Source organism: Shewanella sp. UCD-KL12, assembly GCF_001957125.1.
Lineage (GTDB): Bacteria > Pseudomonadota > Gammaproteobacteria > Enterobacterales > Shewanellaceae > Shewanella.
The window spans coordinates 250,669-277,595 of sequence record NZ_MPHJ01000007.1 but is presented as its reverse complement, the minus strand read 5'-3'; the positions used below and the strand labels follow the sequence as shown (position 1 = coordinate 277,595).

The following is a 26,927-nucleotide window of genomic DNA, read 5'->3' as shown; positions in this document are numbered from 1 at the left end:
AGGGATCGTCGCCTAGGTAAGCCATTACCTTACCTACTAGCTAATCCCACCTAGACTCATCTAATCGCGAAAGGCCCGAAGGTCCCCTCCTTTCCCCCGTAGGGCGTATGCGGTATTAGCAGTCGTTTCCAACTGTTATCCCCCACGACTAGGCAGATATCTAGGCATTACTCACCCGTCCGCCGCTCGACAGCAAAGGTGCAAGCACCTTTCTGTTTCCGCTCGACTTGCATGTGTTAGGCCTGCCGCCAGCGTTCAATCTGAGCCATGATCAAACTCTTCAATTAAAGTTTTGTTGGTTCCTAAGAACCGGCTCAATGAATTCTGATTTCGTTTAGAAGACTCGGAAGAATCTTAAAAACGTTTGTACATATTGCTATGAACACTCATCGTTACATTGAGTTAAATTTTTGATTGCTTCCTAAGAAGCAATTTCGAATAACTCAACACCTGTGAATGTCCACACAGATTTCTTGTTTCGTATTGTTAAAGAACGTTCGCCGCTGTGGGCTAGGGGTGCGTATTCTACACTTCCCTTGGTTGGCGTCAAGTGCTTTTAAAAATTAAATTTCTAAGCGTTTACTTGTTGCCCTGACTAGCTACTCGCCTTAGTTAGCTTATCGCTTAAGAAGACTGGTTTGCCGTGTCAGTGGGAGCGCATTATAGGGATGTCAGCCGTGATGGCAAGTGCTTTTTTGATATAAATCGATATTTTTTAGAAGTATTAAATTAAGCACATACTACACACCAGTTACCCCCAGATTTATCCACAATCGGCACCATTTCGTTCATTTTACATACTAAGCAGTCATTAATGACATCAAACTGGATCTTGGTGAATAATAACTTCTGCATCATCAAATAATGCTCTTATCCTCGCTTCGGTCTGATCCGCAATAGTATGTGCTTCTTTTAAACTAAGAGAACCATCCAACTCTAAATGACATTGAATAAACGTTGTCTTACCCGATTCACGGGTTCTCAAGTCATGGATCCCTTTAACTTGAGGATCTTGCTGTGCCAGCTCCATTATCTTTAACCGAGTGTCATCATCAAGCTCCCTATCCAATAGAGATTGAATTGAACGATAAGCCAAGTCTATTGCTTGCTGTCCAATGAAGATTGCAATAAGAATTGCAAACAAACCATCGGCCCACCACCAACCATATTGCGATAATACTAAGGCCAGTAGTACTGCAGCATTTAAAAACAGATCAGATTTATAATGAAGCGCGTCAGCCTCTACAACTGTACTTGATGTTGCTGCTAATGCTTTCTTCTGTAGAACCACAAGCGCGAAAGTCAGCACAATAGCAATAATAGAGACAACAACACCTAACATTGCATGGTTAACTGGAGCTGGGTTTATTAACCGGTCACCACCATGGAACAGAAGTAAAAATGCTGAGCCTAAAATGAATGCAGATTGTGCCAATGCGGCGAGAGGCTCAGCCTTACCATGGCCGTATCTATGATCTTGGTCGGGAGGTACGATCGCATAGCGGATAGCAATGAAATTGACAATTGATGCGAGTGCATCTGCAAAGGAATCAGTTAACGACGCCAGCATACTGGCTGAGCCAGAATAGAACCATGCCGCCATTTTAATGGTAATAAGGGTCAAGGCAGTTGCCACTGCAGCGCGGCTAGCTAACTTGACCCAAAAGTCGTATTGGGAAGCTTGAGTCATAAGATCATATTTCTACTATATATAGCTATTCATTTATCTTGAACTAGCTTGCAGGGGAAGCCTATGATCTTATTGTATACCAATCTTGCATTTAAAGCCGATGACTAGCGACCACCTTTACCTTTACGGCTATGGCCTTTTTCAAAGTTCTCCTTGAATTGCTCTTGCTGCTCTGGAGTCAAAAGCTGATAAACCTTGTTTTGCACTTTCAACATATCAAGTTTCTTCGCTTGGCTGTTTGCTTGCCTTTCCTGCATCATCGATTGCGCTTTTGCTTCATCAAAACTGTCTGCAGTGATCAGTGTTAAGAACTCTGCTTTTTTAGCCTGACGTTCCTCTTTTGATGGACGACTCTCTTTCATCGCAGTCTTTTGCTCTTTCATTAAAGACTTTATTTCAGTTTTTTGCTCATCAGTAAGGTCTAACCCTCTAAACATCTGGCGCATACCACCATGGTGTGACTTACCCTCACTCTTCATATGATGCTGACAACCCTGATCTCCATCATCGGCATACACTGCTGTTCCCATAAGGGCTGTACTAGCGAGTATTGCGAGTAAACTTGCTTTAACGGTATTCTTTTTCATTTCACTAGCCTCTATCTGGTAAGTTAATTGTTTTATTCAACAGGTTCTAGTGTAGAGGTTTCAATGTAAGCTAGGGTTAATTGATGGTAAAGCACTGTAAATTAGCTATTAGATTCTATTTCAAAATACCTTTCTCTGTCGTCTTTACTTAGACTTACACTCATAAACTGCAATTGACATCCAAAAGGGTATACTCCCTTGTTAGTGAAATGATTAAAGGTTGAGTTGAAATATGAGCCAGCTATTATTAATAGATGATGATTTAGGACTTTCTGAGTTGTTAGCGCAACTTCTTGAATTAGAGGGCTTCGAGCTTACTCTCGCCCATGATGGGCAAGCGGGTCTAGACCTTGCCTTGGCAAACAGTTATGACCTTATTCTGCTCGACGTGATGCTTCCTAAACTCAATGGCTTTGAGGTACTTAAAGCACTCAGGGCAAACAAGCAAACTCCAGTGCTAATGTTAACCGCCAGAGGCGATGAGATAGATCGAGTTGTCGGATTAGAGATTGGCGCCGACGATTACCTACCTAAACCCTTTAATGATAGAGAACTGGTTGCTCGAATTAAGGCTATTATTCGCCGAACTCATATTTTGCCAGATGATACACAACCTACAGTATATGAATACGGCGATATCAAACTTGACCCGAGTCGCCAGGAGGTCTACTGCCAAGAGCAGCTGCTTATTCTCACGGGGACTGAGTTCAGCCTACTTTTTGAGATGCTTCAAAATGGTGGAGAGCTAGTCAGTAAAGAGTCACTTAGTGAGACAGTACTGAGCAAAAAGCTGATGCCCTTTGATCGTAGTTTAGACATGCACCTCTCTAATTTAAGAAAGAAGCTTCCAGAGCGTGTTGATGGACGGCCGAGAGTTAAGACCATTCGTGGCAAAGGTTATATCTGGCTACCTTAATGAGTGTAAATAAACTTCCCAACCGCATTTTTATTAAATTGCTGCTAGGCTTTTGGCTTTGCAGCTCTTTAATTATCGTTATTGTTGGTTTACTGCCACTCCTGCAAAAAAACCATGATAGAGCCCCTCTGCCTCCGCATTTAGAGCAAATGTTATCTAGGGTGGCCGATAGAATTTCTTCTCGCTTAATTGAAAACCCTGAAGCAATTAGCAGTAAACCTCTTAAGCGGTTGACACATCAAAGAGATATGCGAGGCAAACCTGTTCGCTTCTACCTTGTCGATCAACAAGGGCGTGTCCTTAACGCCAATAAAGTATCTAGAGGACTGCGTCGCTTCATGCTTATTGCAGATGAAGTCAACCACCCTATATCACAACAGTTTAGAGATGAATTGATCTTCGGCCCGTACGAGTTTGATGTAGCTGATGAAAGCTATTCTCTCTACGGAAGACTAGGAGATCATCACCCTAGGCCCTGGTTCTTCTTTTTTGCTGAAAATAAGATCCTCACACTCAGCTTAGCAATATTACTTTCTGGTTTACTGTGTGCACTACTCGCATGGCACTTAGGTAAACCACTGCGAAGCTTGCGGTTAAGTGCAGATGCATTAGCGGCAGGAGATCTATCCAGCCGTGTTGATAACAACACGACAAACAGAAAAGATGAGATAGGACAGCTAGCTCAGGCCTTCAACGGAATGGCTACCTCTGTTGAAAATATGGTTAATAGCCAACAGCGATTGATCAGTGATATCTCCCACGAACTAAGGACGCCATTAACACGGCTGCAGCTAGCACTCGCCCTTGCGCGTAAGAAAGGGCAAGAATCAGCAGAAACGGAAAGAATTGGCTATGAAGCTGAACAGCTGGAGCAGATGATTGCAGAGTTGCTAGAGCTGTCTCGGGTAAAACTCAACATTCACGATACCAAGTACCAAGTTTTCCTTAATGAGACGCTAAGTCAGGTACTCGATGATGCTGAGTTTGAAGCTTCTCAGCAGGGCAAGCAGTTGTTAATTGATATTGATGATTCAATCTCATTGCCTACTAACCCTAGGCCAATGGCCCGTGCGATAGAGAACTTACTTAGAAATGCAATTCGTTATGCCGAGCTGCAAATCCATATTAAGGCACAAGCCACTGACTCTGAAGTAATTATAGTTATCACAGATGATGGGCCAGGCATTGAGAATGAACAAGACTTGCTCGCTATTTTCGATCCCTTTTATCGCCCTCAAACAGCAAGAGAAAGAGAGTCTGGAGGCTGGGGACTGGGTTTAGCAATCACTAAGGCAGCTATAGATGCTCATCAGGGACTGATTGTTGCTGAGAACAGAGCGCCTCATGGCTTAAAGGTGACCATTAAGCTGCCGAGCTAACTACACACGGTTGGCTCAATACCTTCTTAGCTAATAGCCAAGTCGAAAAAGCCTGCATGATGGGGGATTCGTTTATCTGAATGCCCCATCTACTGACTTAATGCATCGCTGAATGGGTAACACACTCGAGCATCACAGTTAAGCTGCTGAACTCATCGTACTTTGATGCAAGCTCAATTCCTTCTTAGCTAATAGCCATGCTGAAAAAACCTGCTTGGTGGGGATTCGTTTATCTGAATGCCCCATCAACTGACTTAATGCATAGCTAAACTGGAAGTACAGTTGTACATCCTCAAAGTGTTTATCTGCATCATCACTATTTATCATGGCTCCCCTTAGATAGCTCATCACAAGCTCAGCCCTATCAAAACCAGGCACATCGCCAATTCGAGAGATCATTTCTCTGTTCCACTGTAGATATTCAGCACAGAGATGCTCAAATCGATCACGGTAATGAGCAGTGGCTTGATCGAGCAGATCTTGATTTGGCATAACACGGTCAATGACAAACAGCTTCTCTGACAAAGTGAGATATAAACGATTACAGTGATGATAAAGAAAACATATCAGCGGGTCTTGATGCTCTTTCTCATCTTGCTTTGCCAGCTCAATCCAGGTTTGATAATCGTTACAGGCAACAGCAACAATTAGATCGGCTTCGGATGTAAAGTGATTATAGATAGTGCCTTTAGAGATTTGGCTTGCCTTCATTAAATGAGATCGACAGAGATCAAAGGTTTTATGTCCCTTTAGGCTGCGCTGAGCGGCCTTAACTAAATACTTTTCTCGCTGTGCCCAACTACTCATATCGACCCCGTCACACTTATTAACATTGCAATTTTTTAACTTCACAATTACAAGGTAGCAAGCTTTAGCCGACCTGGATATTGAGTAATACTGATACCACTATCAATAATCCCAATACCTCCATGTTAAAGATTGAACTACTTGAAAGCTTTATTGCTATCGCTGAATGCGGAAACCTATCTAAAGCAGCCGAAAAGCTCTGTCGCACTCAATCAACACTCAGTTTACAAATCAAAAAACTGGAGGAAAGTGTCGGTCAGTCGCTGTTATTGCGGGATAACAAAGGTGTCACCTTAACTGAGTCAGGCGCCACTTTATTGAACTACGCCTACAAGATGATGCAACTCAACTCTCAGGCTTTAGATGATCTCAAAGAGTGCCAAAACAGAGAGACGATTCGATTAGGTGTGCCGACTGATTACATTAACCGTTATTTAAGCAGCTGTTTATTAGAGTTCATAAGAGAATTTACCTGTATTGAGCTCGTCATTGATACCGATGTCAGTGGCAACTTATATAAGCGATTACAGCAAGGTGAATTTGATCTCATTGTCGCCACTCACTGGCAGCCACCGGTCAATGGTGAGCTGTTATTCGAAAGACGATTCCACTGGGTTGCTGCAAAAAATGGTAATGCCCATACACGCAACACTATTCCTATGGCCCTTTATCCAGAAAACTGCCCAATACGTGCACAGGTATTTGCCAATCACCAACTTTCTATGCGCCCCATTAATGTGTTGCTATCCACTCCCTCACCGCAAGCACTATGTATGGCTGTAGAAAATGATTTAGCTATCGCACCAATTGGCGAGTTTCGTATTAACGACAACATGCAGATACTCGATCCTATTGAGCATGGAATTCCGGCTTTACCTGTGTTCAATGAATCACTCTACCTCAACCCAGAGACACAGACTGATGCCACCAACCAGCTAATTACATTGATTAAAGCTAATGTCAGCAACTTAGCTGAAGTGGCCGATTAAAATAGCGAATTAGATCTGTAAAGAAGCCAGTTTCTGAAGTAAATGATTTAGGGCTACAAATTAAAATGCCAACCGAATGGTTGGCATTGCTTTAGCAAAAGCAGATAAGTTTTTATCACATCATGCTTACTGAAATCAGAAGTAGTACCCAAAGTTAATATTAATCCGCTTATCCCAGCTATCGCCTATTTCAGGCAAGCCAACATGACCATTGTCTCTGGTAGAAGCATACATATTTTTGCCGAGGATAAAATCGATCATGGTATAGGTCGGCCCTGAAGAAACTGCGCAGCCTGTGACATTTTGGTAGCTAGTATCAAAATCCTCATCGTCAACATCTGGGGTAACTATGCCAAAGTCATTGTAAAACTTCAGGCTCCCCCATTCAGTATCAAGTGTTTTCGCAAAGTTGACACTATATGCTTGCGCTTTTGAAGCTATTTCATATTGCCAGTTATATGCGGCAACCGCTATTTTATTGCTGTCAGCGGCATCCGCAGCATCATATTCATACTGCATTGCTTGCAGTTGTACGTTCCAGCCCTTATAGCTACTGTCCACATGAATAGCCACCGCATATCGATCACCATTATTACCCGTTTTACTGTTATAGATCTGACCATACTCAACCGAAGCACCAAGCGCCGTACTGCCACCGTCATAATTCATTTCATACATCTGGCGCAAATTGAACTGATTGGTCTCTTCGTTACTGTATTCAGTACCATTAACTACACCAGTATAGAGATCTGTGGAGTAACGATCGCTACGGCTTGCCCCATATTCTGCATTCTTATAAAAAGCCACCTCTGTACCCCAGGCACCACTTTTATACGCGCCTTTCACACCAAGATCATAATCATCTTCAAAACCGAGATAATATGGCATCCCAAACCAGAAGCTATTCGATATAAAACCTGGATTACCGAAAGGAACCTGATTAACGCCTACCTGAATTTGCCACTCGGGGCTTATATCATAATACCCATAGCCAAAGCGTAACGCTTGCCAACCATCAAAAAAGCGATATTCACTCGCTAAGCCCCAATCACCTAATTTCCCATTAAACTTAATTGCCGCCATATCAAAGGTGAAATCACCTAACTTATCTTTAGAGCTTTCACTATAATCTTTATATGCATAGTTAACTCGTACAGTACCACCTACATCTATACCATCTTGTTGCTCCTCGGCCATCAAATTAAAAGATGAAACACACAGTGGAATTACAATTAAAGATGTCAACTTGAACTTATTCATAAATACTCTCTTGGAAAACCATCAAAAAACAATAAACAGCTATTACTGAAAATATAATTACCATTTAAGTTTGGTTAGATCGCACTGAATAACTTCACCGCGGTTTGCTGGAGTACCAGGGTTATTTGCAGATTCACATAATAACGTCGTGCCATAATCATTACGTTTATCGTGGGCATTACTTCGAGCCCATACTGATACGATAGCTCTCTCTTCTGGTTTAGCTTCACAGCTGCCATCTACATCAAATGCATGAATGGTATTTTGATGAAAATACAACAGAGGATCTTGCTCAGCGCTCCCCGCTTGCCACATAGAGGCTTCATTGGCCTGGCTGGCATCAAACTGCACTCGGCGCATCTTGTTATCTTCTTTTACCGTCTTAACCAATGGTGAGTCTTCTCTTACAGCAAAGCTCTTGAATTGATTGGTACATGCAGGCTTACGCATGTTGTAGTAGAGCTCTGAGATGGCGTGATTATGATATGGATACAGAGTATCTACAGCCTGAACTGTCATCCCCACTTCGGCACCCACTTTTTCTCCGTTAATCTCATCGATACGCAACAAACCCCAATGGCCAAATATTTCGGCGTAGGCGTAACCGCCACGAATATTGTTGAAGTTTTTATCGTTGCGCTTGCTCTCTTCACCGTACATGGGGAACCAACCTGCAGCCGCCCATAAGTTTGGTAGTGCATTTGCGCTCACATCATATGGAAAAGAGGATGGCATTTTCACTTCGTTGCCTGTAACCATCTTGGTGAAGTTTTTAGTGAAGTTCAGCCCAATCTTTCTGACCTCTTTATTGGTCACTTTAGTATTAAAAAAATCTTCGAACGATGCACGCTTGGCCCACTGTGCCACTGGAGAGTTTTTCTCTAGTTCTCCCCCGGGGCTATATATCCAACTGACATCTCTGCGCGCACCAAAACATTGCTTGGCCTTTTCAGGGTTATTGATCACCTGGTAGATATTCTTCACCAAAATTTTCATATCACGGCGATCCATGATGCACATTTTTTTACCACCTTCGGTGGAATCAAATAACGCCTCATCCGAGTTAATACAGTTACTCTCTTCACCATTTGTTAATGCATGCGCATACCCTTTTAAATAAACTAATGTTTCATCCCATAATATATCTACATACTTCTGTTCTGACTTAGAATACATAGGTGTATCACCCAAACATTTAAACTCAGCATTATTAATATCATTAACATCTAAAACATCGGGTAAAGTATTAGCTGACACTCCATTACAAAACAAAAGTGCCAATACAAGAATTGATTTATTCATTTATTACATCACTCATAGCTGCATTAATTTCAAACTAATAATAATCTTGGAACCAATTCCAAAAATATAACAGCAACAAGTTAAGCCACTTATTATTCATTTATTATTTACATGAGTCACAATTATTCAAACTTTAATTGTTTCATAAAAGGTTTGTTTATATGAAGTTATAAGCAAGGCTTACAAAAAAGCCCCCGATGGATATCGAGGGCTGAGTTAGATAGCACTATTGCTAAAAACAGATCTTTGCAGGGATATGGGGACAAGCAATAGCGCTATAAGTACTCAAAATAGTGAGTTATACCTAAATAAGGCCAACCTTACTCTTTATGTTTATCAAACTTAAAGGTATGACAATTGCTGCATATCGGCTTCTTAGGCTTATGCTCGCCATGACACTCCTGACAAGGTAGGTCTTTACCATAGTGCAGGTTATTGTGTGGATTCTGCCACTTGTCCTCTTCACTACGAGCAGTTTGTTCAGCTAAATCATCAATATCATGACACTGCAAACAAGCTTGATCAGATGGGAACTGCTTAATGCCATTGTCATGGCATGTTTTACAATCCTTCCCTATCACCTCTTTATGATGATCACGTACCTCTACCGCTTGCGCCGATAAACTCACTAAGCCAGTTAGGACCAGCGCGAGTACAATATTTAGTTTTTTCATTATTGATTCCTCTTATTACAGGTCTAATTAGGCTTTCATGATGCTACGTGCAGCAGTCATACCCATCACCATACACTCAGGAATAGAGCAACTACCTAAGCGACTCACTCCGTGGATCCCACCACAAACTTCACCAGCGGCATATAGGCCTGAGATAGGCTCACCCGTAAAGCTGTCTTTCACTTCAGCTTTAGTATTCACTTGAACACCACCCTGACAGTAATGTACTTTCGGCCATAAACGAACCACGGTAAATGGTGCTTGGATATACTTATCCTTGGCCTTCGTCATGTTCTTACCGAACTGAGTATCCTCACCAGATTTAACGTAGCTGTTGTACTCTTCAATCTGAGCTTTTAATGGCTTAAGTGGTACATCAAAGTGCTTAGCAAGTTCTTCGATCGAATCAAACTTCCAGCCTACGTTGTACTTGATCACTTTCTTAGTATTCGGGTGCTTCTTGGAATCTTTATAGCTAGTGATCAAAATTGGAGGTAATGCCTCCCCCTTCTCATCGCGACATGCAAGCTCGGCATCGGCGCGGGTCTTACGGTCAGCAATCTCATTCATAAAGCGCTTACCCGTTAGACGGTTGATAGCCATTGAATGAGGGAAGTTGTAGATAGAGTAATTAGACACATAACCGAAGCCACCTTCATCAGGTGATGCCCATGGGCCAGATTGAATATGAGCCAAGTGAACGGGAACGGCACCTAAACGGAACATCTCATACATACCTTCACCCGTTGCACCTGGAGCGTTAGTGCAACCGACTTCAGAAGTCAGCGTTGGATCTTGTGCCATACGAAGATCAATGTTCTGCGCAAAGCCACCAGTCGCCATAATCACACCGCGTGATGCGCGGATATTTATGACCTTTCCAGGCTGATCTTCACCAAAGTGATAGTTCTGGCGCATTTTAACTCCAAGAATCTCACCTTTCTCACCCACTAAGAAGCCTTCAAACTTAGAACGATTATGGGTTTTCACACCAATTTTTTGGCACTGCTTGTAGAGTGGTTGTGTAATACCAGCACCACAGCTCACAGTTGTTTGATAAGTACGCGCAACAGAGTGGCCACCTAATTGCTGTAAGTAAGGGTGATATTCGCTGCCTGCATCAAAGGTCATCTGCAGTGCTTCCATCGCATGCTCTGCCACATGACGCAGTAGTGCTTCATCTGCTATTCCACGGCCAGATTTCATCTGATCGCTTACCATTCTGTCTACTGAGTCCTGCACACCCTCTTTGTTCTGCATCGGCGTATTCGGCGCGGCAAAAAGACCGCCGTTGATGGCTGAGTTACCACCAAAATAGGACATTTTTTCGAAGATATGAACGTCTTTAGCCCCTTTACGTGTGGCTTCTATTGCAGCCGCTAGCCCCGCAAAACCAGAACCAATAATGAGAACTTCAACTTCTTTATCCCATTTAACTCCTTCCGCTTTTTCAGAGATGGCCATTGCTGGTGCGGCCATTGCAACACCTGCAGCAGCTCCCATACCCTTAATGAAATTACGGCGTCCAAGCAGATTGTTATTGCTCATCTGTCATCACCCTTTTTAGTTTTAATCGACAAGGTAATAGTAAAGATGGAACACGTTCCAAAACGGGAGAAACAAGGCAGTGTATCTAATCGTGAATAGTTAAATGATGAAAGTTAAGACTAGGTTCAAATTTGGTTAAAACTATAACTTTTGAGGTATTTTGGAACCCGTTCCAAAAGCGGGTGAGCATTGAAAAACTCAACGAATTTCAAGCATAGGTCACCCCATGATGATAGTGTTGTATTAGCATAGTCTTGGGTAATAAAAATGGAACTAGAAGAGATCTACCGTCACGATCTTAGTTTGCTTATCGCACTGCAGATTTTGGTTGAAGAGTGCAGCGTTACACAAGCTGCTAAACGGCTACATTTGAGCCAATCTGCCACCAGCAGAATTTTGGCAAGACTGCGTGAAATGCTTGATGACCCACTATTTACCCGTGTCGGACAAAAATTGGTCCCGACGCAGCGGGCGCTCGAGTGTTACTCACAACTGCAGCAACCGACAGGGCAGTTGATCGAACTATTGAGCCCTAAAGAGTTTAGCCCTATCGCATGCCAACAAAAATTCACCATTGCTGCGACTGACTATGCCATGCAGGCTCTGGTGCCTTTCGTTTTACCCGAAATATACAGCAAAGCCCCTAATATTAAGCTCGAGGTGATCCCCGTTCAGCACCAAGAACTTCAATCCCAGCTGAGTAAACAGGGGGCTGACTTAGCTATCTGCCGAGCAATCGGTCAGACGGAGCAACTCAATCAAGAAAGCTTAGGCAAGGTAGGCGTCAGCTGCTTGCTTTCACCCGAGCACCCTTTAGCTGATTCAACATTGACGCTGGCCGATTATCTGCATTTTCCCCATGCAACAGTAGCGATTAGTGATGGAGTAAAAGCACTGGTGGATTCGGCAATTGCAACTCATCCTGATAGAAACGAGCTTTTAAGAGCGTCGCACCTTGATAGTGCGCTAGCTTTATTGCCATTTCACCCGCTAATCATCACATTGCCTGAGGGGATGGCTGAACTGGCAGCCACGAAGCATAGACTCAGACTCAAACCACTGCCTTTTAAGATACCAAGGCTAGATTACACCCTATTTTGGCACTCAAAATCTGAGCTAGATAAAGCACATCTCTGGCTAAGAGGGGAGATAGCACTCTCTATCCGTCAGTTGCTAAAGCAGTAAACCTTAAAAAGTAAGTAATAAAAAGACCTGCTACTGCAGGGCTTTGAAAGGGAAAACACTAAGCTAACAGTCAGGTGTAATACTCAGAGTTAGATTTTAACTAACACTCGGCCAGTTACCTGCCCTTTAACTATTTTATCGGCGTAAGCTGCAACCTCTTCAAGTGCAACGGTTTGGGCCGCTTGCTGGTAATAGCTATCAGGTAGCAACTCTATCACTCTTCCCCATGCCGCTTTACGTTTTTCAAATGGGCAAGACACTGAGTCGATACCGAGTAAGCTAACACCACGTAGAATGAATGGCATCACAGTGGTTGGTAGCGCAAAGCCACCAGCCAAACCACAGATAGCGGCTGCGCCACCATAATTCATCTGCGCTAATGCCGTTGCCAACACTTTATTACCCACAGTATCGACAATACCAGCCCAGCGCTGCTTCTCTAAGGGTCTAGCGTCTTGTTCAAATTCACTACGGTCAATCACCTCAGCAGCGCCGAGTGACAGCAACAATTCACTGTTCTGTTCGACTCGCCCAGAGCTTGCAACGACTTTATAGCCCAATCGAGCCAGTAAAGAGACAGCGACAGAGCCTACGCCACCACTTGCGCCAGTCACTAAAACTTCACCAGATTCAGGCGTGATCTTGGCATCTTGTAGCGCTTGCACACATAGCATAGCGGTTAAACCGGCAGTGCCTATCATCATCGACTGCTCTGCACTGCACGCTGCTGGCATTGGCACTAACCAATCCGATTTAACGCGTGCCTTTTCAGCCATACCGCCCCAATGATTCTCACCTACGCCCCAGCCAGTTAAGATAACCTCATCGCCTTTTTTATAGCGCGGGTCAGCTGATTCACTCACAACACCAGAGAAATCTATGCCGGGTACCATAGGGAAATTACGAATAATTCGGCCTGTGCCAGTAATGGCTAAACCATCTTTATAGTTTAATGAAGAGTAACTAACATCAACCAACACCTCGCCTTCAGGAAGCACTGACTCGGTTAGCGCTTCAATATTCGCTAAAGTTGTCTTACCTTCTTGGGTGAGCACTAACGCTTTAAACATAATTAATCCTCTCAATTTGGCAGGTTAGATTAGTCTAAAACACCACATGAATGAACTGCATATTTTGCATATACGTTATGCGCTCAATACATAATCTAGCGACATGACGTGAATAGATGCATTAAGCAGTATGAGAACTAGTCATGACTTATACCAATCAGTATAAAGACTTGCTCGCTCAGCGAGAGTTTAGCGCTTCTGAGGCAAGGCTACGAGTGAAGAGCATAGTTATTCTACGTTTAAGCTTGTTAACGCAGCATTCAGAAGCACTAAAACTCGCCTTGTAGGAGCTTTTTGGGCTTCCTGCTTCTTCGTTGAATAACCTCATAAGGAATCACCATTACATCATTTATTCGCCTTGAATTAGTTTGCCCAAAATAGCTCTGAGTAGATTAATTTCTTATACTGATTGGTATTAACTGGTGCTCCTGCCCCCAATATTGAGCAAACTCCTCGAGTGTCATTCCGGCCTTATTGGTCATGCTGCTGTCACAACTTTGACTGTATAGCAGGCGGGTTATTCTGAGCTCAGCTTTAATCATTGCCCCCATAATCGCTGTATTGCCACGCTTATCTTGAATACAAGTATCGGCATCATAATCAAGCAGTAACTTAACTGCATCATATTGACCTGCATATGCCGCTGTCATTAATGCGGTATAGCTTTGCTGATTGACTTGGTTTACAGGAAAGCCTGCATCAAGATACTGACTCAGCACTTCGGTATCCCCAACTCTAGCCGCAGCCATAAAATAATCGGTAAGTTCAGATGCTAATTGAGGTTTTTGGGAGGCGAGCTTACTGCTCTCGTTCGCTGATAAGGGGAGTGCTATAGAGCACAATAAGACGAGAGAGATGAGTAATTTTGTCATAACGCTAAAACCTGTTGATAAAAGGTTGCCCACAACATGTACTCTAAAGGGCAGAAAGAGCTTAATTACATGTTGTGGGACTTATTTTGAAATATAACGGCCCTACGCACTGGTTACTAAAGTGATTTAGATAACTGTTTTACTTTGCTTAAATCACCATTTACAGCACGTGTTAGTGCCTGACCATAATCCTTATCCGCTAAGTAGAAGTAGCTCAACATCTGGTGCTTAACTGCACTGTCTTTTACTTTAGACAGATCGCCAGATAAGTTAGTGATCAAGTCTTTCCTATCTTGTTTGCTTAAGCCGCGATAGAAGATACCCGCTTGTGTGTAGTTATCTTGCTTGCTGATCGCTTTCTGCTGCACATTACCTGACAAGGCAGTGTAAACAGCGCGATATTGATTATCATCAGTCAAATCTCGCTGACGGCTGGCTTGATAATTCACATCAGAGCTTGAGATCCCCATATTGGCAGCCCCTTCCTGATTGTGGTTCTGCACCTCGACTTGCGCTCTGTTAATCGGCAATTGAGTATGGTTTGCCCCAAGACGATATAACTGAGTATCGGCATAGGAAAAGATACGTCCCTGCAGCAATCTATCCTCAGAAGGTTCGATTCCTGGAATTAAGTTTGATGGTGCAAATGCTGCCTGCTCAGTCTCTTGAAAGAAGTTACCTGGCATACGATTTAGCGTCATAGTGCCCACTTTCGTTTCAGGCACATCTAGCCACATCTTAGTCGCATCGAGTGGGTTATAGTTAAAGTCATTCAGCTGATCTGGGCGAAGCACCTTCACATAGAGATCCCACTTAGGGAAGTTCCCAGCACCTATCTCGCGGTACAGATCGTCGGTCATATGGTTGAAGTTTTTGCCTTGCATCTCGACAACCTCTTCAGGGTTTAACCCCTTGACGCCCTGCTGACTTTTCCAGTTAAACTTTACATAGCTTGCTTGGTTTTCATCGTTCACCCACTTATAAGCATGCACACCCCAACCATCCATTTCACGGTAACTCGCAGGGGTACCTAGATTACTGTAGACCTGAGTTAACATATGAGTCGCGCTTGGTTCATGACTGAAAAAGTCAAAAAAGCGATTAGGATCTTGCATATTAGTGACTGGAGATGGTTTCAATGAGTGCACCATATCTGGAAACTTCATCGCATCACGAATAAAGAAGATAGGCAGGTTATTACCCACAAGATCCCAATTTCCCTCTTCTGTATAAAATTTAGTGGCAAACCCACGTGGATCTCTCAATGTTTCTGGCGATCCCTTAGAGTGAATGACCGAAGAGAAGCGCACAAATACTGGGGTTATTTTGCCTTTCTCACTAAAGGGTACTGAGCGCGTTAATTCGCTGAAGTCACCATTGGCAACAAACTCGCCATGGGCGCCAGCGCCACGAGGATGCACAACACGCTCAGGAATTCTCTCTCTAGCGAAGCGCTGCAGCTTTTGAATTAAATGCACATCTTGCAGTAACACACTGCCCTCACTGCCAGCTGTTAGAGAATTTTGGTTGTCGCCTACGGGGGCGCCGTTATCACGGGTTAATGTCGTTGCCTGAGCGCCAGTACTGAATGCTAAAGATAAAAATAGAAAACTTTTTGAGATATGCACAACGTATCCTCTGAATGCATGGGTTTGCTCTTTCTGCTTGCAAACAGTATATGCTGGACACATTAATAGAATAAAACGAACAAATTCGATTAAGCTAAACTACAAAACAAATTAAAAGATTAATTTAAGCTTTGATCCCTAAGGCTTTGAGTTTTCGATAAAGCGTATTGCGACTAATGCCTAATGCTTTAGCGCATTGAGTGATATTACCGTCTAGTCGATTGAAGGTTTCCATCACATTGGTGTTAATCGTCTCTTCCAAACCCGAGGGCTCTTTAAGGCAAGTATCAGCACTAGCAGCTTGAGCAAGTCGTTGTTGAATATTGTCGGGCAAGTGCTGCCTATTGACCTCGGCTTCCCCTTCAGACATCAAACAGATCACCTGCATTAGGTTATCAAGTTCACGCAAGTTTCCAGGCCAAGCGTAATCAAGTAATTGAGCTAATAAAGCGCTCTCGATACCTTGTTCTGCAACACGATACTTACGGTGCAGTTTATGGATAATTCGCTCAATATCGCCTCGCTCTCGCAGCGCGGGTATCGTCACCTGTAAGCCATTGAGACGATAGAAGAGATCTTGCCTAAACAAGCCATCCTCCACCTGCTTTTCTAAATTAATATGGGTGGCTGCTACAACTTGAATATCCACTTTGAAAGCCTGATTACTCCCAACAGGCGTGACCTCTCGCTCCTGCAAAACACGAAGTAATCGACTCTGTGTCGCAAGGGGCATCTCGCCAATCTCATCAAGAAACAGAAAGCCGCCATCAGCATGTCGGATCTTACCCTGGTAGCCATTTCGACTTGCCCCTGTAAAAGCACCAGCTTGATAACCGAAAAGCTCTGACTCCACTAAGTCGGCAGGAAGTGCTGCACAGTTAACCGCGACCAAAGGGGCCGATGAACGCAGGCTCTGAGCATGTAGCTTATTGACGAACTGCTCTTTTCCTACCCCGGTTTCACCTAAAATTAATAGCGGGATCGAGCGACCAATCACCTTACAGGCCTGTTGCCAAGCTCGCTCAAGCTTAGGCTCTCTAAATTTAACGCCGACTTGCTTAGCTGAGAAAACACGCTTACTGGGATGAATTGACTGACGTTTGATATGCAGCGATTCATGCCTTAATACTCCCTCTCCTTTATGCCAAGCTTGCCCTAAGTACCGGTTGATATCATCACCCACTCGCGGTGAGTTCAGCAGCTTTTGCGCCATGGGATTACTGCCCAGTATCTTGCCCTCATCATCGGCTATCACAATCCCCTGCCAACCAGAGTTGATAAGCGACGCTTGCTCAGCAAGATCGATACGGTAGTGAGACCCAGGTATATGACATAGCAGCGCTGTTTCAATCTGCTGCACTAAGCTAGAGATCAACACCAAGGTTTGCTGAGTATGCTGCGCCTGCTCAGTGGTAATGTCTATCGCGCCCAACATCTTCCCTGTTGATGAAAAAATTGGGCTAGCCGTACAGCTCATAAAGCGGTTTTGTTTGAGAAAATGTTGTTCACCTACCACTGAAATAGCCTGTTTTGCACTAAGCGCTGTGCCGATGGCATTAGTCCCTCTATGCTGCTCTAGCCAGTTTACCCCGACATCTAAAGCGATGTTCGCCAGCTTATCGGAATACTTAGATACCCCCCAATGACAGAGCACATACCCTTCACTGTCAGATAGGATTAAACGGCTACTAGTGTGGGACATAAGTTGATTAAACAGCGGGACGCCGTGGGTATTAACCAGCTCAATCAGCTGTTTATGAGTATGGTGACGCGCTTGCAAATCACTTAGCGCTAACCGCATATCTTGAGGATTTGCAGTCTCTCTCAGACCAGATTCTTGGCTACGCTGCCAAGAGTCGGCAAGCCAATGCTGCTGTAATTGTTGACCGTTAACTTGCTGAGAGCCCAACTGTTGAGCGTTCAATTTGAATGTCATCGCAGTGTTCCATTCTGGCACACCTAGGGTGTGCAGTTATGTCACAGTGCGAACACTAAACCAATGCTACTCCATCCTGGTTTTCGCACATTAAGAGTTCAAAAATTAGTTTTTCATCATACTGTTACCTCACCAATATCACAACTCCTGCCAGTTTGGCCTAATGCTTGCTCCATTCCCTATGAGTAAAGCAACAAGCTTTACGATGAATAACAACAAGATACATAAAGAAGTATTAGCTAAAGCGATCTAACAAGACAAATTAAAGGACAAAGATAATGAATTACGCACATCCAGGCAGCGCACAATCAAAGGTTAAGTTTAACAGTCAATATAACAACTTCATTGGCGGTGAGTGGGTGGCTCCCGTCGGCGGTGAATACTTTCCAAATAGCTCACCCGTTAATGGTGAGGTGTTCTGTCATGTTGCTCGCTCTGATGAGCGTGATATTGAACTCGCACTAGATGCTGCACATCAAGCTAAAGATAGCTGGGGCAAAACCTCAGTAACAGAGCGCTCAAACCTACTGTTAAAAATTGCCGATCGTATCGAGCAAAACATTGAGTACCTTGCCATTGCCGAGACATGGGAAAACGGTAAAGCAGTGCGTGAAACCTTAGCGGCCGATCTCCCCCTGTTTGTCGATCACTTCAGATACTTTGCCGGTTGTATACGCGCCCAAGAGGGCAGTGCTGCAGATATTGACGCCAATACTGTCAGCTACCACTTTCCTGAGCCTTTAGGTGTTGTCGGTCAGATCATTCCTTGGAATTTCCCACTATTGATGGCCGCCTGGAAAATTGCCCCAGCCTTAGCCGCTGGTAACTGTATCGTACTTAAACCTGCCGAGCAGACCCCTGTGTCTATCTTGGTCATGCTTGAACTTATTGAAGATCTGCTTCCTGCGGGGATCCTTAACGTAGTTAATGGTTTCGGTACTGAAGCGGGACAAGCGCTGGCCACCAGCAAGCGTATCGCAAAACTGGCCTTCACAGGCTCAACCAATATCGGCCAACATATTCTCAAATGCGCCGCTGACTCACTGATCCCCTCAACAGTAGAACTCGGTGGTAAATCACCGAATATTTACTTTAGCGACGTGATGGATCATGAGGATGAATACCTAGATAAAGCCGTAGAGGGCATGTTACTGGCCTTTTTCAACCAAGGTGAAGTCTGTACCTGTCCATCTCGCGTGTTGATTGATGAGAAAATTTACGACAAATTTATTGCCAAAGTGGTTGAGCGAGCTAAAACCATCAAGCAGGGCGATCCTCTCGATACCGATACCCAAGTCGGTGCGCAGGCCTCAAAAGAGCAGTTCGATAAAATAATGAGCTATCTAGCGATTGGTAAAGGTGAAGGCGCAGAGCTGCTACTGGGTGGTGATATGTGTAAGCTCGATGGCGATCATAGTACTGGCTACTATATCCAGCCGACGATTCTTAAAGGCACTAACGATATGCGTATCTTCCAGGAGGAGATTTTTGGTCCAGTGATCTCTGTCACCACCTTTAAAGATGAAGCCGAGGCATTAGCCATAGCCAATGATACCGAATACGGTTTAGGTGCCGGCGTGTGGACACGTGATATGAACAAGGCGCAGCGTATGGGCCGAGGTATTGAAGCAGGACGTGTCTGGATTAACTGTTATCACGCGTACCCAGCTCATGCGGCATTTGGTGGCTATAAGCGCTCGGGGATCGGCCGAGAAACCCACAAGATGATGCTATCTCATTATCAAAACACGAAGAATCTATTAATCAGCTATGACGTTAACCCACTAGGTTTCTTCTAAATATGCAATTTCGTTTAAGCTGAAATTGAGCAAAGCCATGCTTACACCAATCAGTATAGGTGTGGCTTTGCAGCCTTCCCCCTACAGATAAAACTGTGACTTTAGTTTCGGATTTCCATTTAAGAAAATAATAGAGCAAAGCTTTTCACTATGGTGATACGTACAGTCGAGTTAAATTAGTATCCATAATTTAAAAGTGGGTATAGCAGCATGGCTCTACAAGCAAAGCTAGCGCAAATCGTCACAGATCCAAATCTCAGCGTAAAACAGAAATCAAATTTCTTAGCCTTAGAGGCTGAAGCGAGTCTCCCCTATCTTGAAATTTCTGAGGCTGTCGACGCCGCAATGAGCAATGGCATAATCTGCGATATGTTTGAAGGTCACGCACCATTTAAGCCGCGCTATGTCTTACCAAACTATGCAAAGTACCTTAAACAAGGCTCACAATATTTAGAGCTCACTCCTGCTCAAGACCTCGATGAAGCCCTTAATGCACTGACGATTATTTATCACCATGTGCCTTCGGTAACAGGTATTCCCGTCTTCTTAGGTCACCTAGATACACTACTACTGCCTTATATGGACGGCGTTGATGAAGCAGCGCTTTATCGCAAATTAAAACTGTTTTGGATCATGTTAGATCGCACGCTTCCCGATGCCTTTATGCACGTCAATATTGGCCCCACAGATAATATTGTTTGCCGCACTATCTTAAAAATTGATGCCGAACTGAAGCAGATAGCACCCAACCTAACTTTCATGTATGACCCAAAGGTCACTCCTGAAGATCTACTGAAAGTCGCCACAAGCAATATCTGTGAGTGCAGTAAGCCCCATATCGCCAACTACCCTATTCATCGGGATACTTTTGATAAAGCTGGCTTTGGTATTGTTAGCTGTTATAACTCACTCCCTTTAGCTGGGGGAGCTAACACCTTAGTTCGTCTTAATCTGAAAGAGGTGGCATTAAAGGCTAACAGTATCGATGACTTTTTTGCTGAAACCTTGCCTCACTACAGCCAACTAACCTATGAACTTATTAACGCACGAGCCGGTTTTTTACATGAGAAATCAAATTTCTTCGACAGCTTCTTAGTCAAAGAGCAGCTCATTGATGAGAGCAGATTTGCCCCTATGTTTGGCATATACGGGATGGCTGAAGCGGTGAATATACTGCTAGGGACACCAGAACCAAGCGAGTCTGATTCAGGCAAACCAAGTAAGCAATATGGTCATAGTGCTTTAGCCAATGAGCTCGGGCATAAGATCTCAGCAGCGTTAGATAAAATAGTCAAAGCAACACAGGTCAAATACGGTTATAAGGGCCGAGCTTTGCTGCACGCTCAAGGGGGGATAAGTCTAGATAAACAGGTCACTCCTGGCGTAAGGGTGCCCTATGGTACAGAGCCAGACCCTATCTCTCACATTCAGGCTTTGGCCAAGCACCATCAATATTATACGTCGGGGATCAGTGACATCTTGACCATAGATGAAACCGTAAAAGCAAACCCTGATGCCATGTATCAACTTTGCAAAGGCGCTTTATCTCTAGGGTTTCGCGAGTTCACAGCAAATGTAGCCTCTAACGATCTTGTTCGCGTCACGGGTTATATGATTAAGCTCTCCGATATCGCCACATTTAAAGAGCAAGGTTCACGCACCAACACCACCTGGCTTGGCGAGGAAGCAGCAAAAAATACCGGAATATTAAATCGTACGCCAAGAGTTGCAAGCCATGAACAATCGCCACGCTACTCAAACTAGTCTGCAGCAAAGTGCCCAAGAGATTCAACTTGATAAAAGAGCACTGGTTAGCCAGATCATTAAGTTCTCTACCGTTGATGGACCCGGTAGCAGGCTAGTACTTTTTTTGCAGGGGTGTAATTACCAGTGTAAAAGTTGTCATAACCCTCACACCATAGAGCTGTGTGATAGTTGTGGCGACTGCGTTAGCCATTGCCCCGCTCAAGCACTAACAATGATAATTGAGCAGGACAAAAAGCAGATTATCCACTGGAATAGAGAGCTCTGCTCGCACTGTGATACTTGCCTAGAGGTATGTCCTAAACAATCTAGCCCAAAAACTTCTGATTATACCGTGTCACAGATACTCGACTTAATCCGAGACCAACTGCACTTTATCACGGGGATCACGGTATCAGGCGGTGAGGCTACACTACAACTTAGCTTTATTACGGCACTGTTTAAGGCGATTAAATATGATGAAACGCTCAAACATTTAAGCTGTATGCTAGACAGTAATGGCAGCCTCAGCGCCACAGCTTGGGAGAAGTTACTCCCCTATGTTGACGGTGTCATGCTAGATCTCAAAGCTTGGCAACAAGAGACCCACCAATATATAACGGGTCGAGGCAACCACAGGGTATTTCAATCCATTCAGCTAATTGCCAAATATAACAAGCTCTATGAAGTGCGCTTATTGCAGATCCCTGGCGTGACTGATTTTGAAGCAGAAATTGACTCACTGAGTGATTATCTCAAACGTTTACCGAGAGAAACTCGAATTAAACTCAACGCATTTCAACATCATGGCGTTAAAGGTGAATCACTCACATGGTCAGTCTGCACCAAAGGCAATATTGAGCAATTTGCTCAACAGCTGACAAACAGAGGGGTTCAACAACTCGTGCTACCTAGCTTTTATAACTGACTGAGCGATAACAGTTTATACCAACCAGCATAAGAAAGTGATCTACTCAGAGTGTTTTTTGGCAACTAATTCAAGGCGAATAGGTGATAGAATGGTTATTCCCTTGTGAAGCTATTCAACGAAGAAGTAGGCAGCCAAAAACACTCCTGAAAGGCGAGTTTTAGCACCTCATATGCTGTGTTAACGAGCTAGAACGTAGAATAACTATGCCCTTCACTCGTTGCAAAGAACATGGATGTTCTGAATGTCGTTAATGCAGGAGCAATTAATGACCTTGCCTCTGAAGCGCTAATATCTCGCTGAGCGATCACATCTTTATGCTGATTGGTATTACTGTTCTAAGCTTGATTGTACTATCTGCTGATACAGCCAACGGTGTGCCGGATCATTCATGCTTGGCTTGTGCCACACCACACTATAAGCCACTTCACCGTAATCAAAGGGGAGCTCTAGCGCCCTTAGTCCTCTGGCTTGAAAGGCAGTTTCGGCCCATCGACGTGAACAGGTGAATAACAGTTCACTGTGATGGCACATCAAGGCTGCACTGCCAAAGTCAGGCACTGAAATTGCCCGCTCTCGATGCCTGCCTAACTGAGCAAGCTGCATTTCAAAAAATGGCGTATTAAGGTCGCCATCAGTAATGCCAATATGTCCGTAGCTGAGGTAATCATCCAGACTAAATGAACGAGTATCTTTTCCATCTTCTACCAGCGGGTGAGCAGGATTCATCAAGCAAACCATTTCATCACTCAATAACTTTTCCCATACTAGATCTTTATGGATAGTGGGAGCACTACTCGGCTGACTCAAGTCATGGGGCAGAATAATAAAATCTAACTCACCTTTTGCTAGCCCATCAAAACCAACAGTATCTTTTAAGCTAATATCTAATCGAATGTTAGGCGCTAACGCTAACACTTGCGCACTCAACTTAGCCGCTAGCAACTCAAAGGTACTCTCACGCATAGACAGTGAAAACCGACCACAATACTGAGCAGGATCGAAGCCCTCTTGAGTCATAATTTGGTTCATATCATTGATCATTTGATGAACGCTAGGCCCTAATCGCCGTGCTAATGGAGTAGCAATCAAGGTATTACCGTGGCGATAGAACAGCTCATCATTGAGACTTTCTCTAAGCTGACCTAAGGTTTTGCTCACCGAAGATGGACTTAAGCAGAGCCGCTGGGCACTCGCCGTTACACTTAATGTATCTAACATCACATGCAAGGTGATCAGATGCTTCATGCTGATGCGAGAAAGTTTAATGAGATCCATAAGCAGTTTATTTCCCAAAAGTAGCTGTACTCGCTACGGATTTATCTCATTCTACAGTGAGATCTTTTGCCACACCATCGCTGTAGAGCCAAGGAAACTATCGCTATTTTCTGCCTGACACTATTTGCCGTATAATCACTAGTCATTACTCATTTTATTTAGCAGGCCGCATGTTCCATATCGCACTCTACGAACCTGAAATCGCTCCCAATACAGGCAATATTATTCGCTTGTGTGCCAATAATGGCTGCCAACTTCACTTGATTGAGCCTTTAGGTTTCGACTTAGAGGAGAAGAAGCTACGACGCGCGGGCCTAGATTATGCGGACCTAACTCGAGTGACCCGTCATAAAGACTATGAGAGCTTCCTCGAAGCTATGAGTGGCAAACGTATTATGGCCTGTACAACAAAAGGCAGCCGCCCTCACACTGAACTTGAGTTTGAAAAAGAGGATGTACTGCTCTTTGGTCCAGAGACACGAGGCTTACCGATTGAGATCATCGAGTCCTTACCCACATCTCAGCGTCTAAAGATCCCTATGGCAGGTACGAGTCGCAGTTTAAACCTCTCTAATGCAGTCGCCATTATTAGCTATGAAGCTTGGCGACAAGTAGGGTTTGAAGGCGCACTGTAAAGCTAATCCGATGACAAAGCGCTAGTGTTGATCTGGCTGCATCTCGACGCCGCGATAGAATAGATACCTGTCAGTATCATCATCGAGATACTGCACGTTTTGCAGCCAAAGCCAGCCATTTTTATTCGGTTCAAATCTGAGTTGGATCAGTGCAGGACGCTTATTCAACTCCCCCTCACCCAACAAAGTAAAGCTGCCATATTGCTTGTATAAGCTAAAACTCTGAGTTTTATCAATCTCATCGCCATCAAAGTAGGTAAGGAATACCGACTCTCCTCTCACCCTAAACCACCAAGTCTCACTGAAAGGCTTATTAGCATTTCTACTGACAGAGATGATCAGTTGCCGTTTATCTGCCGAGCAGATCGTCGACACCGTAACCTCCAAAGGCGCTTGCTTTAATTTTGCAGCACTTCCTTGCCACTCTCCGGCAAGCGCATCACAAAACTCGTTAAAATGCGCTTTCTCGGCCCAGCATGGAGACGCATAGAGGGTGAGCAGGAGTAAACTAAATTTAAAACAGCTCGATATCATCTTCTTGAAGGGTATGGTGCTCATCTTTATATAGCTTCAATGCTTCATGTACAGGGGTTCCTTGAAGAACATGCTCGAACATTTTTCGCTCACAATCAAGAGAATAACTTTCCTCTATCTCCTCTTGAAGCTTTTCCCAGGCACCTTGCGAAGTGCGGTCTTTTGAATTACTTAGCACCTCCTCCATCATAGCGAGCCCCATAATCACATGCTGTAATCGCTGAGAGACTCGATCATAAAATTGAAATGCGACCACCCCCTCTCTCACAGCTTCCGCTAAGTTTTCACCATGAGCTAATACTTCAGTAGGCGTATCCTCTAATTGGGTCAGATACTGATTCATCCCCTCTAAATGCTTCGCCATATCGGTAAATAATGCGCCTAGAGAGGTCACATTATGATCACCATCGGTAAGAGATAGCTCAATCTGCGCCATTGCGAGTAGTAAAACTTTGATGCTTTCTTGGATATGGCACCAGTCTACTTGGCTATCTGGTTGTTGGATATCTTCAGCTGGACTTATGGCCTGTGCATTAGTGATTGTCATCCCGGCCCTCCTTGTCTTTTATTCCTAGCATCAAGTGTAGAACAGCAAGTCGAAAAGGAAAGTTGCAGGAGGGGTATTAGCCTAAGCACTGACCCTTGTACAACAAAAAGGCCTAAAGTGAATGAACACTTTAGGCCTTAATATAGAGGTACTAGAACAGTGGTTTTGGCGTGACTAAAGCTAGCCTCCGAATCCCACCGCTTTAATATCTATTGTTTTAACATCACCATACTCAGCAACAATCGGCGCAACCTTCTCGGCATTGCCGATTACGACAAATTGCAGATTTTGCTGTGGAAAGTAACGCTGCACTAACCTTTGTGTCTCAGCCAAAGTGAGTCCATCAACATTTGCTTGAAAGTCATTGATAAACGCATCATCAAACCCATAGAGATACATATCTGACATTAAACCCGCTAGCTGGCCACTCGTTTCAAACTTAGGTGGGAACTGACCTTTGACATAAGCCTTAGCCGAATCAAGTGTGACCTGATCAACGCCCTTTTCCCATAATCTGGCATAGGTTTTTAAAGCAAGATCTATGGTCTCTTTAGTTGTCGCAGTCTTAGTAAAGGTACTGATCCTAAAAACGCCACCTTGCGAATAGGGAATAAAACCAGAGCGAGCCCCGTAAGTTAGTCCAGCGTTCACCCTTAGCTCATCATTTAGCCAAGAGGTAAAACGACCACCTAGTATGGTATTAACCACTTTCAGACCTACATAGTCAGGGTTGTCACGTGAAATTCCCTTGCCGCCAATTAAGAAGGTTGTCTCAATCGCATCGCTTTTGTCGACTAATAGCACCTTTGGAGCGTTAAGCTCAGGCTGTCCCTCTTTTAGAGGCGGCATCACAACAGCTTCTAAGTTCTGCCACTGACCAAATAGCGCTGTTAACTTTGACTTCATTGCCTTAGCGTCAAAATCTCCCACAACAGCAATTGCGGTATTACTTGGCTGATAGTAGCTTTTATGAAACGCCCGCATCTGAGAAACATTAAGATCGGCTAATGAGGTCGCGTTACCCGATGTCGCATTCCCATATGGATGCTCACCAAAAACTAACTTATCAAAGTAGCGACTGATCACAGAGCGTGGACTCTCTTTTGACTGTGATAAACCCGCTATCTCTCTTTGACGTAAGCGATCAAACTCCTCAGCACTAAAATCAGGTGAGAGTATTACACTCTTAAGCAAAGGCAGCATTTTATCACTGTCTTTTGCCATAAAATCGGCACCGATATAGCTACCCTCTTTTCCCGCATCGGCATAGATAGACGCCCCAAGAAAGTCGACCATCTGCTCGATCTCACTCTTAGACTTACCATCAGCGCCAAGTAGTAAGCTTTGTGCAGTCATTGAAGCAACACCTGAGGTGGTATCATTGACTGAGCCCGCTCTGACCACGGCACTCACTGTGATTAACGGCACCTCATTTTGCTCCATCAAATACAGAGTTAGCCCGTTATCTAACACCAGTTGTTCATATTGAGGAACGCTAAAACTACCGGTTTCAACTCGACTTGTTTCAGTTTGAGTCGCACATGCAGACAGTAACAAGCTACTTGCAGCAACAATGGCTGTTATAACTTTATTGGAACGCGTGGATAATTCAGTCATCGT

The 26,927-nt window shown here is 44.0% G+C and carries 24 protein-coding genes and 1 rRNA gene; 9 read left to right on the top strand and 16 right to left on the bottom strand.

The annotated features are described in order from the left end of the window. The 3 genes from BM736_RS14720 to BM736_RS14710 form a co-directional block, all read right to left on the bottom strand. Window positions 1-287, bottom strand: a 16S ribosomal RNA gene (locus BM736_RS14720); the annotation flags it as partial. A gap of 533 nt (window positions 288-820) precedes the next feature. Beyond that, complete coding sequence (locus BM736_RS14715) at window positions 821-1,690, bottom strand: cation diffusion facilitator family transporter (RefSeq protein ID WP_076413504.1); 870 nt, start codon at window positions 1,688-1,690, stop codon at window positions 821-823. A gap of 104 nt (window positions 1,691-1,794) precedes the next feature. Then, window positions 1,795-2,277, bottom strand: a complete 483-nt coding sequence (locus BM736_RS14710; protein ID WP_076413502.1) for a Spy/CpxP family protein refolding chaperone — start codon at window positions 2,275-2,277, stop codon at window positions 1,795-1,797. 232 nt (window positions 2,278-2,509) lie between these two features. Here BM736_RS14710 and BM736_RS14705 point away from each other — a divergent pair, with 232 nt between their 5' ends. Both BM736_RS14705 and BM736_RS14700 read left to right on the top strand, forming a co-directional pair. Beyond that, a complete protein-coding gene (locus BM736_RS14705) occupies window positions 2,510-3,193 on the top strand; it encodes a response regulator (protein ID WP_076413500.1) in 684 nt (227 codons plus the stop codon). Continuing rightward, a complete protein-coding gene (locus BM736_RS14700) occupies window positions 3,193-4,572 on the top strand; it encodes an ATP-binding protein (RefSeq protein ID WP_076413498.1) in 1,380 nt (459 codons plus the stop codon). Before BM736_RS14705 ends, BM736_RS14700 begins: the two co-directional genes overlap by 1 nt. Window positions 4,573-4,710: 138 nt before the next feature. Here BM736_RS14700 and BM736_RS14695 read toward each other — a convergent pair whose 3' ends face one another. Beyond that, a complete protein-coding gene (locus tag BM736_RS14695; protein ID WP_076413496.1) occupies window positions 4,711-5,379 on the bottom strand; it encodes a TetR/AcrR family transcriptional regulator in 669 nt (222 codons plus the stop codon). Window positions 5,380-5,501: 122 nt separating this feature from the next. On the opposite strand from BM736_RS14695, the gene BM736_RS14690 reads away from it, so the two are divergent. Then, complete coding sequence (locus BM736_RS14690) at window positions 5,502-6,368, top strand: LysR family transcriptional regulator (RefSeq protein ID WP_076413542.1); 867 nt, start codon at window positions 5,502-5,504, stop codon at window positions 6,366-6,368. 135 nt (window positions 6,369-6,503) lie between these two features. Here the strand turns inward: BM736_RS14690 and BM736_RS14685 are convergent, their stop codons facing one another. The 4 genes from BM736_RS14685 to BM736_RS14670 form a co-directional block, all read right to left on the bottom strand. Then, window positions 6,504-7,628, bottom strand: coding sequence for a hypothetical protein (locus BM736_RS14685; protein WP_076413494.1), 1,125 nt, complete (start codon window positions 7,626-7,628; stop codon window positions 6,504-6,506). A gap of 57 nt (window positions 7,629-7,685) precedes the next feature. Continuing rightward, window positions 7,686-8,930 carry a hypothetical protein gene (locus BM736_RS14680; RefSeq protein WP_076413492.1) on the bottom strand — a complete coding sequence of 415 codons (1,245 nt, stop codon included), beginning with the start codon at window positions 8,928-8,930 and terminating at the stop codon, window positions 7,686-7,688. A gap of 320 nt (window positions 8,931-9,250) precedes the next feature. Then, window positions 9,251-9,604 (bottom strand): cytochrome c3 family protein, encoded by a 354-nt coding sequence (locus BM736_RS14675; protein ID WP_076413490.1) that lies wholly within the window; start codon window positions 9,602-9,604, stop codon window positions 9,251-9,253. Between the two features lie 27 nt (window positions 9,605-9,631). Next, entirely contained in the window at window positions 9,632-11,152 is a 1,521-nt protein-coding gene (locus BM736_RS14670; protein ID WP_076413488.1) for a flavocytochrome c, read from the bottom strand. Between the two features lie 267 nt (window positions 11,153-11,419). Here BM736_RS14670 and BM736_RS14665 point away from each other — a divergent pair, with 267 nt between their 5' ends. Next, on the top strand, window positions 11,420-12,337 hold the full coding sequence (locus tag BM736_RS14665) for a LysR family transcriptional regulator (protein WP_076413486.1): 918 nt from the start codon (window positions 11,420-11,422) through the stop codon (window positions 12,335-12,337). Between the two features lie 89 nt (window positions 12,338-12,426). Here the strand turns inward: BM736_RS14665 and BM736_RS14660 are convergent, their stop codons facing one another. Then, window positions 12,427-13,407, bottom strand: a complete 981-nt coding sequence (locus tag BM736_RS14660) for an MDR family oxidoreductase (protein WP_076413484.1) — start codon at window positions 13,405-13,407, stop codon at window positions 12,427-12,429. Between the two features lie 143 nt (window positions 13,408-13,550). Here BM736_RS14660 and BM736_RS25200 point away from each other — a divergent pair, with 143 nt between their 5' ends. Beyond that, a complete protein-coding gene (locus tag BM736_RS25200; protein WP_179079060.1) occupies window positions 13,551-13,694 on the top strand; it encodes a hypothetical protein in 144 nt (47 codons plus the stop codon). Between the two features lie 105 nt (window positions 13,695-13,799). Here BM736_RS25200 and BM736_RS14655 read toward each other — a convergent pair whose 3' ends face one another. The 3 genes from BM736_RS14655 to BM736_RS14645 form a co-directional block, all read right to left on the bottom strand. Then, entirely contained in the window at window positions 13,800-14,279 is a 480-nt protein-coding gene (locus tag BM736_RS14655) for an ankyrin repeat domain-containing protein (RefSeq protein ID WP_076413540.1), read from the bottom strand. A gap of 116 nt (window positions 14,280-14,395) precedes the next feature. Next, on the bottom strand, window positions 14,396-15,907 hold the full coding sequence (locus BM736_RS14650; protein WP_076413482.1) for a catalase: 1,512 nt from the start codon (window positions 15,905-15,907) through the stop codon (window positions 14,396-14,398). Window positions 15,908-16,031: 124 nt separating this feature from the next. After that, complete coding sequence (locus tag BM736_RS14645; RefSeq protein WP_083700192.1) at window positions 16,032-17,843, bottom strand: sigma-54-dependent Fis family transcriptional regulator; 1,812 nt, start codon at window positions 17,841-17,843, stop codon at window positions 16,032-16,034. A gap of 278 nt (window positions 17,844-18,121) precedes the next feature. Between BM736_RS14645 and BM736_RS14640 the strand changes: the two genes are divergently transcribed. The 3 genes from BM736_RS14640 (at window position 18,122) to BM736_RS14630 (ending at window position 22,313) form a co-directional block, all read left to right on the top strand. Further along, window positions 18,122-19,642 carry an aldehyde dehydrogenase family protein gene (locus BM736_RS14640; protein WP_076413480.1) on the top strand — a complete coding sequence of 507 codons (1,521 nt, stop codon included), beginning with the start codon at window positions 18,122-18,124 and terminating at the stop codon, window positions 19,640-19,642. A 210-nt stretch (window positions 19,643-19,852) separates the two neighbouring features. After that, window positions 19,853-21,406, top strand: a complete 1,554-nt coding sequence (locus BM736_RS14635) for a YjjI family glycine radical enzyme (RefSeq protein WP_076413479.1) — start codon at window positions 19,853-19,855, stop codon at window positions 21,404-21,406. After that, window positions 21,378-22,313, top strand: coding sequence for a YjjW family glycine radical enzyme activase (locus tag BM736_RS14630; protein ID WP_076413477.1), 936 nt, complete (start codon window positions 21,378-21,380; stop codon window positions 22,311-22,313). The genes BM736_RS14635 and BM736_RS14630 overlap by 29 nt, the downstream gene beginning before the upstream one ends. Before the next feature lie 330 nt (window positions 22,314-22,643). Here BM736_RS14630 and BM736_RS14620 read toward each other — a convergent pair whose 3' ends face one another. Then, the gene (locus BM736_RS14620) at window positions 22,644-23,591 is read right to left on the bottom strand and encodes a LysR family transcriptional regulator (protein WP_076413475.1); all 948 of its coding nucleotides are present in this window, start codon (window positions 23,589-23,591) and stop codon (window positions 22,644-22,646) included. Window positions 23,592-23,761: 170 nt separating this feature from the next. Between BM736_RS14620 and trmL the strand changes: the two genes are divergently transcribed. Beyond that, entirely contained in the window at window positions 23,762-24,226 is a 465-nt protein-coding gene (gene trmL, locus BM736_RS14615; RefSeq protein WP_076413473.1) for a tRNA (uridine(34)/cytosine(34)/5-carboxymethylaminomethyluridine(34)-2'-O)-methyltransferase TrmL, read from the top strand. Between the two features lie 21 nt (window positions 24,227-24,247). On the opposite strand, the gene BM736_RS14610 is transcribed toward trmL, so the two are convergent. The 3 genes from BM736_RS14610 to BM736_RS14600 all read right to left on the bottom strand — a co-directional run bounded on the left by BM736_RS14610 (window position 24,248) and on the right by BM736_RS14600 (window position 26,924). Further along, entirely contained in the window at window positions 24,248-24,784 is a 537-nt protein-coding gene (locus BM736_RS14610; protein ID WP_256717876.1) for a hypothetical protein, read from the bottom strand. After that, complete coding sequence (locus BM736_RS14605; RefSeq protein WP_076413468.1) at window positions 24,741-25,307, bottom strand: hypothetical protein; 567 nt, start codon at window positions 25,305-25,307, stop codon at window positions 24,741-24,743. The genes BM736_RS14610 and BM736_RS14605 overlap by 44 nt, the downstream gene beginning before the upstream one ends. A 180-nt stretch (window positions 25,308-25,487) precedes the next feature. Beyond that, window positions 25,488-26,924, bottom strand: a complete 1,437-nt coding sequence (locus tag BM736_RS14600; RefSeq protein WP_372828703.1) for a M16 family metallopeptidase — start codon at window positions 26,922-26,924, stop codon at window positions 25,488-25,490. Window positions 26,925-26,927: the final 3 nt, after the last annotated feature.

Bases quoted from the DNA above. Each gene is read 5' to 3' on its own strand.
- BM736_RS14715 (WP_076413504.1), bottom strand. From the start codon at position 1,690: ATGACTCAAGCTTCCCAATACGACTTTTGGGTCAAGTTAGCTAGCCGC.
- BM736_RS14710 (WP_076413502.1), bottom strand. From the start codon at position 2,277: ATGAAAAAGAATACCGTTAAAGCAAGTTTACTCGCAATACTCGCTAGT.
- BM736_RS14705 (WP_076413500.1), top strand. From the start codon at position 2,510: ATGAGCCAGCTATTATTAATAGATGATGATTTAGGACTTTCTGAGTTG.
- BM736_RS14700 (WP_076413498.1), top strand. From the start codon at position 3,193: ATGAGTGTAAATAAACTTCCCAACCGCATTTTTATTAAATTGCTGCTA.
- BM736_RS14695 (WP_076413496.1), bottom strand. From the start codon at position 5,379: ATGAGTAGTTGGGCACAGCGAGAAAAGTATTTAGTTAAGGCCGCTCAG.
- BM736_RS14690 (WP_076413542.1), top strand. From the start codon at position 5,502: ATGTTAAAGATTGAACTACTTGAAAGCTTTATTGCTATCGCTGAATGC.
- BM736_RS14685 (WP_076413494.1), bottom strand. From the start codon at position 7,628: ATGAATAAGTTCAAGTTGACATCTTTAATTGTAATTCCACTGTGTGTT.
- BM736_RS14680 (WP_076413492.1), bottom strand. From the start codon at position 8,930: ATGAATAAATCAATTCTTGTATTGGCACTTTTGTTTTGTAATGGAGTG.
- BM736_RS14675 (WP_076413490.1), bottom strand. From the start codon at position 9,604: ATGAAAAAACTAAATATTGTACTCGCGCTGGTCCTAACTGGCTTAGTG.
- BM736_RS14670 (WP_076413488.1), bottom strand. From the start codon at position 11,152: ATGAGCAATAACAATCTGCTTGGACGCCGTAATTTCATTAAGGGTATG.
- BM736_RS14665 (WP_076413486.1), top strand. From the start codon at position 11,420: ATGGAACTAGAAGAGATCTACCGTCACGATCTTAGTTTGCTTATCGCA.
- BM736_RS14660 (WP_076413484.1), bottom strand. From the start codon at position 13,407: ATGTTTAAAGCGTTAGTGCTCACCCAAGAAGGTAAGACAACTTTAGCG.
- BM736_RS25200 (WP_179079060.1), top strand. From the start codon at position 13,551: ATGACTTATACCAATCAGTATAAAGACTTGCTCGCTCAGCGAGAGTTT.
- BM736_RS14655 (WP_076413540.1), bottom strand. From the start codon at position 14,279: ATGACAAAATTACTCATCTCTCTCGTCTTATTGTGCTCTATAGCACTC.
- BM736_RS14645 (WP_083700192.1), bottom strand. From the start codon at position 17,843: ATGACATTCAAATTGAACGCTCAACAGTTGGGCTCTCAGCAAGTTAAC.
- BM736_RS14640 (WP_076413480.1), top strand. From the start codon at position 18,122: ATGAATTACGCACATCCAGGCAGCGCACAATCAAAGGTTAAGTTTAAC.
- BM736_RS14635 (WP_076413479.1), top strand. From the start codon at position 19,853: ATGGCTCTACAAGCAAAGCTAGCGCAAATCGTCACAGATCCAAATCTC.
- BM736_RS14630 (WP_076413477.1), top strand. From the start codon at position 21,378: ATGAACAATCGCCACGCTACTCAAACTAGTCTGCAGCAAAGTGCCCAA.
- BM736_RS14620 (WP_076413475.1), bottom strand. From the start codon at position 23,591: ATGGATCTCATTAAACTTTCTCGCATCAGCATGAAGCATCTGATCACC.
- trmL (WP_076413473.1), top strand. From the start codon at position 23,762: ATGTTCCATATCGCACTCTACGAACCTGAAATCGCTCCCAATACAGGC.
- BM736_RS14610 (WP_256717876.1), bottom strand. From the start codon at position 24,784: ATGAGCACCATACCCTTCAAGAAGATGATATCGAGCTGTTTTAAATTT.
- BM736_RS14605 (WP_076413468.1), bottom strand. From the start codon at position 25,307: ATGACAATCACTAATGCACAGGCCATAAGTCCAGCTGAAGATATCCAA.
- BM736_RS14600 (WP_372828703.1), bottom strand. From the start codon at position 26,924: ATGACTGAATTATCCACGCGTTCCAATAAAGTTATAACAGCCATTGTT.